The sequence below is a fragment of the Actinotalea lenta genome (assembly GCF_030586465.1).
GTDB lineage: Bacteria > Actinomycetota > Actinomycetes > Actinomycetales > Cellulomonadaceae > Actinotalea > Actinotalea lenta.
The window spans coordinates 1,641,902-1,655,478 of sequence record NZ_JAUQYP010000001.1; the positions used below are offsets into that span (position 1 = coordinate 1,641,902).

The 13,577-nt window shown below is 74.0% G+C and carries 15 protein-coding genes; 4 read left to right on the top strand and 11 right to left on the bottom strand.

Going from position 1 to position 13,577, the window contains the following annotated elements; all coding sequences use genetic code 11:
- The first annotated feature begins 18 nt into the window (after window positions 1-18).
- Window positions 19-750 (top strand): alpha/beta fold hydrolase, encoded by a 732-nt coding sequence (locus Q6348_RS07730; protein WP_304600722.1) that lies wholly within the window; start codon window positions 19-21, stop codon window positions 748-750.
- 184 nt (window positions 751-934) lie between these two features.
- Window positions 935-2,464 (top strand): hypothetical protein, encoded by a 1,530-nt coding sequence (locus tag Q6348_RS07735; RefSeq protein ID WP_304600723.1) that lies wholly within the window; start codon window positions 935-937, stop codon window positions 2,462-2,464.
- Window positions 2,465-2,566: 102 nt separating this feature from the next.
- Here the strand turns inward: Q6348_RS07735 and Q6348_RS07740 are convergent, their stop codons facing one another.
- The 8 genes from Q6348_RS07740 to Q6348_RS07775 all read right to left on the bottom strand — a co-directional run bounded on the left by Q6348_RS07740 (window position 2,567) and on the right by Q6348_RS07775 (window position 7,822).
- A complete protein-coding gene (locus tag Q6348_RS07740) occupies window positions 2,567-3,037 on the bottom strand; it encodes a pilus assembly protein TadG-related protein (protein ID WP_304600724.1) in 471 nt (156 codons plus the stop codon).
- Window positions 3,034-3,498 (bottom strand): pilus assembly protein, encoded by a 465-nt coding sequence (locus tag Q6348_RS07745; RefSeq protein WP_304600725.1) that lies wholly within the window; start codon window positions 3,496-3,498, stop codon window positions 3,034-3,036. Before Q6348_RS07745 ends, Q6348_RS07740 begins: the two co-directional genes overlap by 4 nt.
- Window positions 3,495-3,839, bottom strand: coding sequence for a TadE/TadG family type IV pilus assembly protein (locus tag Q6348_RS07750; protein ID WP_304600726.1), 345 nt, complete (start codon window positions 3,837-3,839; stop codon window positions 3,495-3,497). Before Q6348_RS07750 ends, Q6348_RS07745 begins: the two co-directional genes overlap by 4 nt.
- 58 nt (window positions 3,840-3,897) lie before the next feature.
- Window positions 3,898-4,119, bottom strand: coding sequence for a hypothetical protein (locus tag Q6348_RS07755; protein WP_304600727.1), 222 nt, complete (start codon window positions 4,117-4,119; stop codon window positions 3,898-3,900).
- 11 nt (window positions 4,120-4,130) lie between these two features.
- Entirely contained in the window at window positions 4,131-5,048 is a 918-nt protein-coding gene (locus Q6348_RS07760) for a type II secretion system F family protein (protein WP_304600728.1), read from the bottom strand.
- Window positions 5,045-5,902, bottom strand: coding sequence for a type II secretion system F family protein (locus Q6348_RS07765; RefSeq protein ID WP_304600729.1), 858 nt, complete (start codon window positions 5,900-5,902; stop codon window positions 5,045-5,047). The genes Q6348_RS07760 and Q6348_RS07765 overlap by 4 nt, the downstream gene beginning before the upstream one ends.
- A 1-nt stretch (window position 5,903) precedes the next feature.
- Window positions 5,904-7,133, bottom strand: a complete 1,230-nt coding sequence (locus Q6348_RS07770; RefSeq protein ID WP_304600730.1) for a TadA family conjugal transfer-associated ATPase — start codon at window positions 7,131-7,133, stop codon at window positions 5,904-5,906.
- Window positions 7,134-7,369: 236 nt separating this feature from the next.
- A complete protein-coding gene (locus Q6348_RS07775; protein WP_304600731.1) occupies window positions 7,370-7,822 on the bottom strand; it encodes an SRPBCC family protein in 453 nt (150 codons plus the stop codon).
- Between the two features lie 350 nt (window positions 7,823-8,172).
- Here Q6348_RS07775 and Q6348_RS07780 point away from each other — a divergent pair, with 350 nt between their 5' ends.
- Window positions 8,173-8,442, top strand: coding sequence for a TM2 domain-containing protein (locus Q6348_RS07780; protein ID WP_304600732.1), 270 nt, complete (start codon window positions 8,173-8,175; stop codon window positions 8,440-8,442).
- Between the two features lie 15 nt (window positions 8,443-8,457).
- On the opposite strand, the gene Q6348_RS07785 is transcribed toward Q6348_RS07780, so the two are convergent.
- On the bottom strand, window positions 8,458-9,387 hold the full coding sequence (locus Q6348_RS07785) for a DUF4349 domain-containing protein (protein WP_350339676.1): 930 nt from the start codon (window positions 9,385-9,387) through the stop codon (window positions 8,458-8,460).
- Window positions 9,388-9,675: 288 nt separating this feature from the next.
- On the opposite strand from Q6348_RS07785, the gene Q6348_RS07790 reads away from it, so the two are divergent.
- Complete coding sequence (locus Q6348_RS07790) at window positions 9,676-10,599, top strand: oxygenase MpaB family protein (protein WP_304600733.1); 924 nt, start codon at window positions 9,676-9,678, stop codon at window positions 10,597-10,599.
- Window positions 10,600-10,640: 41 nt separating this feature from the next.
- Here the strand turns inward: Q6348_RS07790 and Q6348_RS07795 are convergent, their stop codons facing one another.
- Both Q6348_RS07795 and Q6348_RS07800 read right to left on the bottom strand, forming a co-directional pair.
- Complete coding sequence (locus Q6348_RS07795; RefSeq protein WP_304600734.1) at window positions 10,641-12,185, bottom strand: family 20 glycosylhydrolase; 1,545 nt, start codon at window positions 12,183-12,185, stop codon at window positions 10,641-10,643.
- Window positions 12,182-13,501, bottom strand: a complete 1,320-nt coding sequence (locus Q6348_RS07800) for an N-acetylglucosamine-6-phosphate deacetylase (protein WP_304600735.1) — start codon at window positions 13,499-13,501, stop codon at window positions 12,182-12,184. The genes Q6348_RS07795 and Q6348_RS07800 overlap by 4 nt, the downstream gene beginning before the upstream one ends.
- Window positions 13,502-13,577 lie beyond the last annotated feature (76 nt).

Here is a 13,577-nt window from a genome sequence, read left to right on the forward strand (position 1 = left end):
GCGGCCTAGCGTCGTGTCATGACCCACGTGATCCTGGTTCCCGGTTTCTGGCTCAACGGCGACTCCTGGGCCACCGTGACGACGGCCCTGGAAGCGGCGGGCTACCACGTGGAGGCGCTGACGCTGCCGGGCAAGGAGTCGCGCACCGCGGACCGGTCCGCGGTGCGCCTGGCCGACCATGTCGCCGCCGTGGTCGAACGCATCGACGCCGCGCCCGAGCGGGTCGTGCTGGTGGGGCACTCCGGCGGCGGCTCGATCATCTCCGGGGCCGCGGACGCCCGGCCGGACAAGGTCGAGCGAGCCATCTACGTCGACACCGGCCCGTTCGGGGACGGTGCGGTGATCAACGACGAGCTGCCTGTCGAGTCCGACGACGTGCCGTTCCCGGGGTGGGACGCGTTCGAGGAGCCGGAGCTCGTCGACATGACGCCGCAGGTGCGCCAACGCTTCGAGGAGATCGCGATCCCGGAGCCGGCCGGCGTGGCCCGAGATCCGCAGCACGTCTCCGACGACCGCCGCTTCGCGGTCCCCAGCACGGTGATCGCCTGCTCGATGACCAGCGTGGTGCTCGAGACTCTGATGGCCGACGATCACCCCTACATGCGCGAGCTGGCCGCGATGCAGGACCGCTCGATCGTGGACCTGCCCACCGGGCACTGGCCCCAGCTGACCAAACCCGCCGAGCTCGCGGCGGAGATCGTCGGCATCGTCGAAGGTCGGGGCGCGGCGGGGCAGGTGGCTCTGGGCTGACGGCGCGGGCGTCGGGGAGGGCGCGCGCGACCCCTGCGGAGAGTCGTCGGAGACTCGCCGTGCGTGGGACCTTCGGGCCTGGCAACTGGACAAAACGGACGAAAGGGTCCGGAACAGGAGCGGCTCTCACAGGCGGCTCGTCTCGGGCCGCGTCGCCGCTCGCTGGAGGAGCGAGGAGGCTCTCATGTCCGGTAGACACCGCGCGACTTCCCCCCGGTGGCCCTTCGTCGTCACCTCGGTCGCCACGCTCGGCCTGGTAGGTGTGTCCATGGCCCCGGCCGCCGCGGGGGGTGGTCTCGCCCCTGGGGACTCGGTCGAGGGCGACGGCATCTACGACGCCAACGTCTCGATCAGCTCGACCGGCGACGTGCGGTACCTCGTCGAAGGAAGCGACCCCGTGCTCTACGGCGCGGCCAACGACGACCTCAACAGTGCGGTCAACACCAAGAACGGTTGCCTCGGCGCCGCGGGTGGATTCGGTGACGTGGACAGGAAGGACAGCTTCACGTTCGAGCTCGCCGACACGGTGAGCGACTTCTCCCTGCGGATGCTGGACTTCGGGGACTACAACCCGAACCACTCGACCAACCACAGCGTCGTCATGACGGCGTACGACAGCGCTGGGAACGCGATCCCGGGCGCGACGGACACGCTGGCCTTCACGACCGGCACAGCGACCAACCCGACTGAGATGTGGTACACGGGCGACGCCTGCACGGCGACCGAGGGCCAGCCCGGCAACTACCTCTTCTCGGTGGCCGGCACCGGGATCGCCAAGGTGACCCTCGAGGTCGTGCAAGGCCTCGACCCGAACATCGCGTTCACCGACCTGAACTACACGCTGGAGTCCGACCTGAGCTCCGAGCTGATGGCGGGTCGTGACGGACCGGCGGTCGGCGAGGTGGGCATCACGCACGCCGGGGACGTCGCGTACCTGACGGTCGACGTCGACGCGCCGTGGGTGATCTACCGGACGCACGTCGACGTGGTCGACGACCCGGCCGACTTCCCGCAGACCAAGGGTGGGTTGATCCCCGGCCAGTTCACCTACCTGACGGGGCCCTACGTGCCCGGTGTGAGCTCGGACTCGATCGCGCTCCCGCTGCCCGACTCGTGCACGAACTACGTGGCCTTCCACGCCGATCTGCTCAAGCTCTCCGAGCCGGGCTCCTACTGGGCGACGGACGTCGTCTCGGCGCTGCAAGGTACGACGAAGGACGGCGGCCCCGTGCTCCCGGAGCGCAGCGACTCGGCCTCGGCACTCGGGGCGCCTGACGGCGTGTTCTACAGCCTGGGGTTCGGCGGCTCGATCGAGGTCGCGTTCGGCAGCCGGATCTACAACAGCGGCTCCGCCGACGATCTCGCGGGTGTGGAGATCACCAACGGCCGTGCCAGCTACCCGGAGGAGAAGGCGACCGTCGAGTTCCTGTACAACGGCACCTGGTACCCGTCCGCAGACTCGCTGACCAACGCGACCGAGGTCAGCTTCGTCTCGCTCCCGGCCGGGATCCCCTACGCCGACGCGGTCCGGATCACCGATGACACGGATCCCGCGTTGCACATCGGCAGCGCCGACGGGTTCGACCTCGACGCGGTCAAGGCGCACCAGCTCGTGGACGCCACAGCCTCGGGCTGGGCGGACACGTACGGAGTGCTGGTCGGCAACAACTGGTCGATGTACCTGCCCTACTCGCTGAGCTGCGCGCAGGACTGATGTCCGATCCCGCATGAGGCGTGGGTGTGCCCCGGACGGCGTGCCGGGGCACACCCGCATCCGCACACGGTGCCCGGCTGCCCGGGGCGGGGCCGCCCCGGGTCAGCCGGCCCGTGCGCTCGCGGTGACGAGCAGGTCGATCCCGTCCGACCACGGGGCGGTGACCCAGGAGACCAGCGTCGGCCGGGCGAGCGATCTGAGGGTGACCGTCGCGGTGAGGCCGTCGGTCGTGGCCGCGACGAGCTCCACGTGGCCGAGGCCGGCACCGGGGGCGGCCTCGGCCAGGTAGTCCATGACCGCGTCGCGTGCCTCGTCGTCTCGGAGCCGGACAGGCTCGTCGTCGGCGCGGGAGAAGTAGGCGTCCTCGTCCAGGGAGCTCGCTGCGGCCAGGGCCGCCAGGTCCGCCAGGGCGAGCAGGCGCTTGCGCTCGAGGTGGATGCCGCTGGCCGAGACCACTGCTGTGACGAGCAGCAGCGCCACGACGACGAAGCCGATGGTCATGAGCATGATCTGCCCGTCGTCGCCCCGCGGCTGCGGGACGCGGGCGGCGGTCGTGGCGCCGTCGCGCGTCATCCCGCGTCCACGAAGTCGTCGACCCGGCCCGAGGCGACCGCACTGACCGGGACCCCCAGGGTCATGCGGTCCCGGACGAACACTGGGACCAGTGGCAGGTCCACGACGAGCGCGACGCGTGCCGTGACCGTGGCGCCGGGACGGTCGCAGCGTGGGGCGCAGGTCAGTGTCAGCACGTCGTCGCCCCCGACACCCTGGTCACCCAACGCGATCCGGACTGCTGCCGCTGCCGAGAGCTCCGGGTCGCGGTCGTTCTCCCCAGCGACGAGCGCCGCGCGGACGCCTTCGCGGGCCGCGCCGTCCACCGCGAACGCCGCGGCCTGCAGGCGGCCGAGCACGAGCACCAGGTAGACGGTGGGGACCAGGAGCACGACAGCCGTGCCGAGGAACTCGACGACGGCGGTGCCGTCCTCGCGGGACGTCTCCTGCAGGTGCCGCAGTCGTGCGCGCAGCGCTCTCACGGCGCCTCCTCGAGCGCGTGCCCGGTGACCGTCAGCGTGCCTGGGCCCAGCAGGCCGAGCACCGGGAGCGGGGCGGTGACGCGCACCTCGATGACCGGGAGGCCGTCGAGCGTGGTGCGCCGCGCCGAGACGTCGGACGCGTAGGACGAGGTCAGTGACATCCGGATCAGGTCGACCGCTCGGTCCGCGCCGTCGGCGGGTCCGCGGTCCGCCAGTGCTCCGTACCGCGCACCTTCCGCGGCGCAGTCGATCAGGGTCGTGCGGACGTGCAGGGCCAGGCCGAGCTGCAGCACGGAGGCGAACAGCAGCGTCGTGAGTGCGCCCACCAGAACGGTGTCCACCACTGCGGAACCCCCGTCCTCCCGGTGCGCCGGGCGGGGGCCTCGGGCGGCGCGGCGCTCAACCTCCGAAGGACCCGACACGCTCGATGGCCTGCTCGAAGAGGTTGGTCAGGGCCGGTCCTGCGACCGCCCAGAGTGCAAGGACGAGGCCGGCGGTCATCAGGGTCACCAGCACCCAGCCGGGCACGTCGCCGCGGTCGGGCAGGTCCGGACCCTTCCGGGCCGGCGCGGAGGACGCCTCGGGGTGGTCGAGGGCGGGCGCGTCAGTGACGTGAGTCACGGTGTGCTCCTTCACAGGTCGAGCCTCAGCGCGCTGAGGCTGGGGAAGACGGCGAACACGACGGTCACCGGCAGGATCAGAAACACCACCGGGACCATCATGGCGACCTCCTTGCGGCCGCCCAGCTCCATGAGCTCGCGCCGGGACGACTCCCGGACGTCAGCGGCCTGGGAGCGCAGCACGTCCGCCAACGGGGTGCCGCGCTCGACGGCGATCGTGAGCGCTTCGGTGAATCGGGACAGGGCGGCAACCCCCACCCGGTCGGCCATCCGCTCCAGGGCCACGACCAGCGGCGCGCCGGCGCGGGTGTCCGCGACTACGCGGCGAAGCTCGTCGGCGAGCTCCCCGTTCCCGACGGCCGTGACCCGCTCGACAGCACCGCTCGGGCCTTCACCGGCGGTCACGGCCAGAGCGAGCAGCTCGGCGAGGGTGGGCAGCTCCAGCAGGATCCGTTCCCCGCGCCGCCGCGCCTGCCGGGTGAGGGCCACGTCACGCAGCACAAGGCCGGTGAGTGCGCCCACGGCGACGAGCAGGCCGCCCGTCACGGGTCCGACGCCGCGACTCGCGGCCAGCGTCATGACAGCGGCGAGGGCCGCTCCGGTCCCCACCGCGGCAGCGACGACCTGCTCGGCGCGGTACTGCTCGACGCTCTGGCCGCGGCCGGATCGGGCGAGTCGGGCGGCGACGTCGGCGCGTGGCGACCCGAACCGCTCGACGACCCGCACCGCGTCGGACATCACCGGTGCGAGCAGCCGCTCCAGGGTCCCGAAGGGGGTGCGGGGGACCGGGGCGCTACGTGCAGGGAGGGGCGCGCGGAGATACGGGGCGAGGCGGTCGTCGAGGCTTGGGCGCCGCGCCGAGACCCAGGCCACGATCAGCCAGCACCCGACGGCGAGGCCCAGGCCGGCGACAGCCCCGGTCGCGGTCATCGCAGCACCCGCGCGTCCTCGGGCAGGCGACCGATCCGCAGCATCAGGTGGTAGGCGACCACCGAGCTCGCGCCGCCCGCCGCGAGGACCAGAGCGCCGGTCGGGGTGTCGTAGGCCCGCGTCGCCTCCGGTCGCGTGGCCAGCAGCGCGAGCACGACCCAGGGTGCAGCGACGGCCAGCCGTGCCGCGTTGACGCTCCAGCTCTGGCGTGCCTCGAGCTCGCCGCGCGTCCGCTCGTCGGCGCGCAGGAAGCCCGCGAGCGTGCGCAGCTGGCGGCCCAGGTCGGTGCCGCCGACGTCGCGGGTCAGGCGCAGTGCCTCGACGATCCGGTCGGCGACGGGGTCCGCGAGGCGGCCCTTGAGGGCATCGAGGCACTCGGCGAACCGCCCCGTGACGCGGTAGTCCTCCGCGAACGCGGCGAACGGTGCGCGCAGCTCCTCGGGGCCGCGGTCCCCGAGCTGGCCCAGGGCCTCGGGCAGAGAGAGCCCGGCGCGGATCGCCGAGGCGAGGTGGTCCACGACGTCGGGCCACAGTCCGCGCATCGCCGCTCGACGCCGTCGGGCCCGGGTGCGCACCAGTGCCATCGGTGCGTACCCGGCCATGAGGGCGAAGCAGGCGGCGATCGCCGGGGCCCGCGTCAGGCCCGCGACGACCAGGCCGACGAGGGCGGCCGCACCCGCGCTCGTGCCGAGCAGCGCGGCGGGCCGCACCGCAGGAGCGCCGGCCTGCACCAGCAGGTCTGCGAGGGACTGCTGCCAGCGCGGAGTGTGGCGGGCGGCCGCGGGGTCGGACGTGACGGCCCACATCACGAGCACGAGCCCGGCACCCAGCAGCAGGCCGGCGACAACTCCCACGTCAGAGCCCCTCCTCGGTGAGCAGCGCCGCGCAGTCCAGCCCCAGCCGCGTGAACCGCTCCGGGTGCGGCGGGAATCCTCCGGCGCGTACCAGCCGGTCGTCGCGCCGGTGGAAGAGGTCCGTGCACTCGACCACGCCGTTCTCGACCCGACCGGGCACCGCGACGATCTCCGCCGTCCGGCGTCGTCCCCGTCCGTCGACCTCCAGGTGCACCACCAGGTCGACGGCGGCGGCCACCGTCGGGACCACGAAGCCAGCCGTGACGTTCTCGCCCGCGAGCAGCGGCAGGGTGCACACCTTGGTCAACGCCTCACGGGCCGAGTTCGCGTGCACCGTGCACATGCCTGGCACGCCCGCGTTGAGCGCGATGAGCATGTCGAGGCTCTCGGCCTCGCGCACCTCACCGACGATGATGCGGCTGGGCCGCATGCGCAGCGCTTCCTTGACCAGCCGTCGCAGCGTGACCTCGCCGGTGCCCTCCAGGCTGGGTTGCCGGGTCTGCAGGGCGACCGTGTCCCGATGGTCGAGGCGCAGCTCGAAGACCTCCTCGCAGGAGATCACCCGCTCGCGGGGCGGGATCGCCCCACCCAACGCGTTCAGCAGCGTGGTCTTGCCGGCCTGGGTCGCCCCCGACACCAGGATGTTGAGGCCGGCCGCCACAGAGGCCGCGAGGAAGCGCGCTGCGGTCGGTGTCATCGAGCCGAGGGCGACCAGGTCGTCCAGGTGGGAGGCGCGGACCAGGTACTTGCGGATGTTGACCGCCCAGTGCTCGCGCGTGATGTCCGGGATGGCCACGTGCAGGCGCTCGCCGCCGGGCAGGGCCGCGTCCACGAAAGGGCTGGACAGGTCCAGGCGCCGCCCGGAGATCTTGAGCATGCGTTCGACCAGGTCGCGCACCTGTCCGGGTTCGAGGATGGTGCTGGTCAGCTCGGAGCTTCCGCCGCGGGCGACGAACACCTGGTCGGGCGCGTTGATCCAGATCTCCTCGACCGTGGGGTCGTCGAGGTAGGGCTGCAACGGTCCGAAGCCGCCGACGGCGTCCTCGAGGGCCTTGCCGGTGGCGAGCCGGTCGGCGAGCGGGGGGACGTGCCCCCGCAAGGCGCGGTCGTCGTAGTCCGTGAGGGCTTCGTGGACCAGCTCCCGCAGCCGGGCGCGGTCGCGGACGGGGTCCACTCCGCGGGCGCGGACGAGCTCACGCACCTCGTGCTCGAGCTCGGCGGCCGTGTCCATGGCGTTCCCCCTGCGCATGCGTCGGGGGCGGACCGGCCCCCGTGATCACGTCCCGCTGAGCATAGGGTCCGGAAGGTCCCGGTCTGTCGGGTTGTGGACAACCCCTTCGGGTGGCCGAGCGGGCAACGGCGGCCGGGCGGCGCCGCCCGGCCGCGGTCCGGGTCCTTGGTCCCGGGATCGGGTGCTGTCCACGCGGGGGTGTGCGCAGCGCTACCTGCCCGCCGGGCGAGACGCGCTCATCCGCGCTGCTCGCCGGTCAGCAGCGCCCGCAGCCCGGCCACCGCGCCGGCCATCATCCTGTCGTGGTTCCAGCGCATCAGCGGCCGCAGCACCCGGCAGGCCACGGCGAGCGCACCGGTGGCCACGACGTGCTGCTCGTAGCGCAGCAGCGTGCCTGCGGGGTCCTCGGCGAGCTCCCAGCGCGCGACACCTTCCAGGTCGCCGTCCAGCTCGACGGCCAGGACCGGCAGGTCGCGGCACGTGGCGTGCAGCACCAGGTCCAGGGTGTGCGGGAGGACCGAGCGGGCGATCACCCGTGCGTCATCCGGGCCGAGCGACGCCACAGCGAGGACCTGCGGCCACCACGTCATCCAGTGCTCGAGGTCCACGACGACGTCTCGGATGCGGTCCGGTGGGGCCGGCAGGGTCCACGAGTCGGCGAAGGACAGCTCCGCCCGTGGCCCGCGCATGAGCCCATGGTGGGCGTGCCGCCTCGGGGGCGCACGGTCAGGGCGCACGGACGTGGACCCGCGGGGCGCAGCGTGATGCGTGCACTGCCGGTCCGACGTCGTCGATTCCACCCTCAGGGTCCCGCCCTCGGGACCGTGGGTGCTGGCACGCTGGGACCGTGACCTCACCACCGCCGCCGAACGACGGCTTCAACCCACCACCGGGCGGTGGCAGCCCGCCCGGCGGCCACGCACCCGGCCCGGGGTACCCGCAGGGCGCCGGCTACCCACCGCCGGGGGGACCGTACGGGCCACCGCCGGGATGGGGCGGGTACCCGCCGGACCCTTCGGCGCCCTACGGTCGCGACCCGATGACCGGTCAGCCGCTGTCGGACAAGTCGAAGATCGTCGCCGGGCTGCTGCAGATCTTCCTGGGTGTCTTCGGCGTGGGCCGGTTCTACACCGGGCACACCAACCTGGCGATCATCCAGCTCTCGCTGACGCTCGTGGGGTTCGTGACCTCGTTCATCGTGATCGGCGTCTTCGTCCTCATCGGCGTGCAGATCTGGGTGCTGGTCGACGGGATCATGCTGCTCTCCGGTCGCGAGACCGACGCCCGCGGGCTGCTCCTTCGATCCTGACGTGACGTCCCGTCGTCAGCGCTCCGGTAGCGGCCCGGACGATCCGTCGTCCGGGCCGGGTGCGCCGGGCGCCGGGCGGGCGCCGAGGTCGGGGTGCGGACCCGTCGGCGCGGCGACGGCCCGCTGCGCCGCCCGCGCGGCCCTGCGTCGCCGCGCGCGTCGGACCGCGGGCCACAGCGCCAGGATCAGCACGCCGAGGACGGCCAGCCACGGCAGCAGCACGCCGGTCACGCTGAGCGCCCCGGTGCCGAAGGCCACCAGCGCCTTCCACCCTGCGGCGAGACCGCTCAGGAACCCGCTCGGAGGTTCGTCGGGCACCGCCGCGTCGGTGTAGAGGTTCACGGTCAGCGTCGACATCGCGACCTGGTCCGCCAGCGCCGACCGCTGCGACTGGAGCTGCTCGAGCTGGGTCTGCCGGTCGGTGAGCACCTGCTCGGCCTCGACGATGTCGGACAGCGTGGCGGAGCGCTCGAGCAGGCCCTGCAGGCGTGCGATCGAGATCTTCGTCGCCGCGATGCGCGCGTCCAGGTCTCGCGCCTGCGCAGTCACCTCGACGCTCTCGAGCCGGCTCTCCTCGACCGTCCCGAGCGTGCTCAGGTCGTCGAGCACCTCGCTGAGGCGGGTCGCGGGCACCCGGACGGTGATCTGCGCGTAGGGCTTGCGGCCCTCGCCGGCCGACTGCTGGTCGCGCGCGGACACGTACCCCCGCGCCTCTCCACGGCCGTGACCACGCGGGACGCCTTCTCGATCGGGTCGTCGACGACGACGGTGACGAAGCCCGTCACGATCATCTGCCGATCTCCGGCGGGAGCCTGGGCGGGCTGTCCGGCGCTCGTGTCCGCGGTACCTGCGGGTTTCGCGGGCGCCGCGCCGCCGTCCGCACGCGAGCCGCTCTCCCCGGCGACGCTCGCCGAGTCGGCCGATGCGCCACTGCTCGCGGTGCAGCCGGCCAGCAGCCCGGCCACCACGGCAGCGACGACCGCGGGCGCGGTCGCACGCCGTCGCATCCGACGGCGCGGTGCTGCTGAGGTCTGCATGGCATCGACGCTAGGCACCGTCGTGGCGCCGCGTGGGCGGTCGGCGCAACCGTGATCGACTCGACCGCCAACCGTGTCCCAAGGGCAACGACGCCGGGTGCAAGACAGGGCCGCGCGGCGACAGCCGGTGCTCCGGTCGGGTGATGCCGGACAGGGCGGGCGGGTGGCGCCCAGGCTCCCGTGTGACCATTCCGCCGTGACCACCTCACGAGCCGGGACCTCCGCCGACGCCGTGACGAGGCTGCGCGTCTCGGCGGCCGGTGCTGTGCTGCGCAAGGTCGCCGGGCCGGACCCGACGGCAGCCCGCGCCGCCGTGCACCAGGCCCCCGGGCCCCGATGGTTCCCGCCGGACTCGGCGATCGCGCGCGTGCACGGCGACGCATCGATGTTCGTGGGCGGCATCCGCGCGCTGCTGCTGCAGTCGCTGCACCCTCGTGCGATGGCGGCCGTCGCCGCGCACTCCGGATACCGCGGAGATCCCTGGGGCAGGCTGCAACGCACCGCGACGTACCTCGCCCAGACCACGTTCGGGCCCGTCGAGCAGGCCGAGCAGGCGGTGGCCGTGGTCAGGTCCGTGCATCGGCGCGTCGTGGGCGTCAGCGAGGAGGGCGAGCCCTACGCGGCATCGGACCCCGACCTGCTCGCCTGGGTGCACCTGGCCGAGGTGGACTCGTTCCTGCTGGCGCACCAGCGCTACGGGCGTCGACCGCTGGACGACGCCGGGTGCGACGCCTACGTCGCCCAGACCGCCCAGGTCGGCGAGCGGCTCGGCGCGCAGGACCTGCCCCGGACGGTCGTGGAGCTGCACACCGCCCTGGGGGCGTACCGGCCGCAGCTGCGCGGGACCCGTCCTGCGCGCGAGGCGGCGGAGTTCCTGCACCACGAGACCCCGCTGCCCGCTGTCGCCCGGCCCTTCTTCGAGGCGCTGTGGGGAGCGGCCGTCGCGTTGCTCCCGGTGTGGGCGCGGCCCGAGCTCGGCCTGCCGGTGCTCAGGCGGCCCGAGGGCGTCGCCGCGCGTGCGGGCGGTCTGGCGATGACCCACGCGATCCGCTGGGCCCTGGACGCCGCGGACCCCGGCGGCCCTCCCGGCGAGGAGCACCGGGGTGGTCCGACCGCCTGAGACCGCTGCCACGGGGAGGTCAGCCCGGGCGCCGGGGCGTCTCACCACGCGACGTCGGGGGTGCGCGTCCAGGCCAGGCCGGCCGCGGTCCACCGGGGCGCGAACGCCGCGAGCCTCGCCGCGAAACCGTCCCAGCCGCGCACGGCGGGCACGGACCACGCGACCTCGGCGACCGCGGCGAGCCGCGGCAGCAGCAGTGCGGCCAGGTCCTCGCGGCTGCGCACGGTCTCCGTCCACAGGCACGCCTCGACCCCCAGCAGTGCGTCCGCCGGGAGGTCCAGCACCTCCGAGGGTTCCCACTCGTACGCGCGCCGCAGCGGGACGTGGCCCGCCCAGTCCAGGCCGAGGGGGAAGTCCGCGTCGTACTTGAGGTCCAGGTAGGTGCGCGAGGCGGGGGAGAGCACGACCCGCGCGCCGGCACGGGCCGCGGCCGCCACCTGCTGGGCACCGGTCCGCTCGTCCCAGTACTGCACGACGGCGCCGGGCGGCAGCTCCGCGTGGGCGATCTCCTGCCACCCGACGGGCACCTTGCCGGCCGCGGTCGCCGCGCGCAGGGCCAGCGCCACCAGCCTGGTGTACTCGGCGCGGTCCATCTCGAGGGCCTCGTCCCCACCCAGGTGCAGCCAGGGGCCGTCGACCAGGCCGCCGACCTCGCCCAGCACGTCGTCGAGGAACGGGGCGGTCGCGGGCAGGTCCGCGTGCAGCCGGCTGAAGCCCACGTCGATGCCCGTGTACTCCTCGGTGGGTGAGCCACCGGGGACGAGCTCTCCGTAGGCGTGCGTCGCGGCGTTGACGTGTCCCGGCGTGTCGATCTCCGGAACCAGCACGATGCCCAGGTCGGCCGCCGCCGCTTCGATCGTGTGCAGGTCGTCGGCGGTGTAGAAGCCGCCGGGGTCACCACCTACCGCGGTCGCCCCCGAGACCTCGGTCAGCCGCGGGCGTGAGGTGAGCCGGAGCCGCCAGCCCTGGTCGTCGGAGAGGTGCAGGTGCAGCCGGTTGAGCTTGAGGTCGGCCATCACCTCCAGCACGTCGAGCACCGTGGGCACGTCCAGGAAGTGCCTGGCCACGTCCAGCATCAGGCCGCGCCACGCGAACCGGGGCGCGTCCTCGATCCGCATCCCCGGCACGTCCACCGGGCGGGGACGTCCCCGCCCGCCGGGGCGCTCGACCAGGGCGAGGAGCGTGGTGGTCGCATGTCGAAGGCCCGCCGGGCTCGCCGCGGAGAGCACGACGCCTCGCTCGTCGCACGTGAGGCTGAACGACTCGTCCAGCCGCTGCGTGGCGTCCGACGGCGCCTGCGCGGCACGGTGCCCGGAGTCCAGCACCAGCTGGATGTCGGCGGGCCGTTGGGGTCGGCGCCCCGCCCACCGGGAGTCGTCCCGGGGGCGGTGCACGCCCACCGGGCCGCCGAGCGCGCGGCCGAGTCGTTCGGCCAGCCGTCGGGCCACCGGTTCGACGGCTGGCAGGTCCGGAGCCACGACGGCGCTGCCGGCCGCCAACCGCGCACTGCCGGGTAGCTCGGCGTGGAACCGGGGGGCAGGGACGAGGGGCTGTGCCGGTGCTCCAGCGGTGCCCGCGGGGCTCACGAGGTGTACCCGAGCGCTGACCGGGGATGCCCCCCGGCGCGGCGGTCGGCGGGATCGACCTGCGGGGCGGGGTCGACCTGCGGGGCGGGGTCGCCGAGCGGCCCGGGCAGGTCCCCGGAGGCGATGCGTCCGGCGCGCAGCACGGCGAGCGGCGCGAGGGCGTCGTCGACCAGCAGCAGGTCCGCGCGGGCTCCGGGCTCGAGGCGACCCACGTCGGCGCGTCCCAGCACGCCGGCGGGCACCACGGACGCCATCCGCACGGCGGTGACCAGGTCGACCCCGGCGGCCACGGTGTGCCGCAGCACGTCGAGCAGGTGGGCCGTGCCGCCCGCGATCGCGCCGTCACTCGCGAGGCGGGCCACGCCGCCGTCCACCACGACGTCGGCGGTGCCCAGGCGGTAGGCGCCGTCGGGCATGCCGGCCGCGGCCATGGCGTCGGTGACCAGGATCACCCCGTCCGCCGCGGCGGCGACGTCGGCCACGGCGCGCACGGTCTCGGGGTCCAGGTGGACGCCGTCGCCCACCAGCTCCACCACGGCATCGCCGCGCGCGGCGGACGCGAGCAGCGCCGCCACGGGACCGGGGTCGCGGTGGTGCAGGGGTCGCATGCCGTTGAACAGGTGCGTCGCGGTGGGCCGGAGGGAGCGGGCACCGTGCCGCAGCAGGGCAGCACGCGCCTGGCCGACCGCCTCGCGGACCACGCCTGCTCCGGCGTCGGTGTGGCCGAAGGACGGCACGGCGCCCGCCGCCGCGAGTGCCTCGACCACCCCGTCGGGACCCAGCACGCCTCGGACCTCAGGCGCCACGGTCATGGTCACCAGGTGACCGCGCGCGGTGCGGGCGACCTCGCGCACCAGGGCCACCGAGCCGTCGGTCATGAGGTCAGGATCCTGGGCGCCCTTGCGCGCGGGGGACAGGAAGGGGCCTTCCAGGTGGATACCGGCGAGATCCCCGTCGTCGCACACGTCGGCGAGCAGTGCGGTCCGCGCCAGCAGGGTCGCGGGTGCCGCTGTGACGAGCGAGGCCACGAGCGTGGTCGTGCCGTGCGAGAGGTGCTCGCGCACGGCCACGCGCGCCTCGTCGGCGGTGGACACGTCCGGGAACCCGGCGCCGCCGCCCCCGTGGCAGTGCACGTCGACCAGGCCGGGCAGGATCGTCGCAGTGCTCGGTCCGGGCGGTACGACCGGAGACTGCGCCGGCGGACCGACGTAGGTCAGCACGCCCTCCTGGGCCACGACGACGCCGTCTGCGATCACCCGATCGGGGGTGACCACGCGTCCGCGCAGCACCAGGTGAACGGGGGGACGTGCTGTCATCGAACCTCCTCGTCGCCGCGGCACCCCCTGCGCTTGCGGACCTCCGGTGGTCCGTGCGGGCTCCACCCTGCCTCAC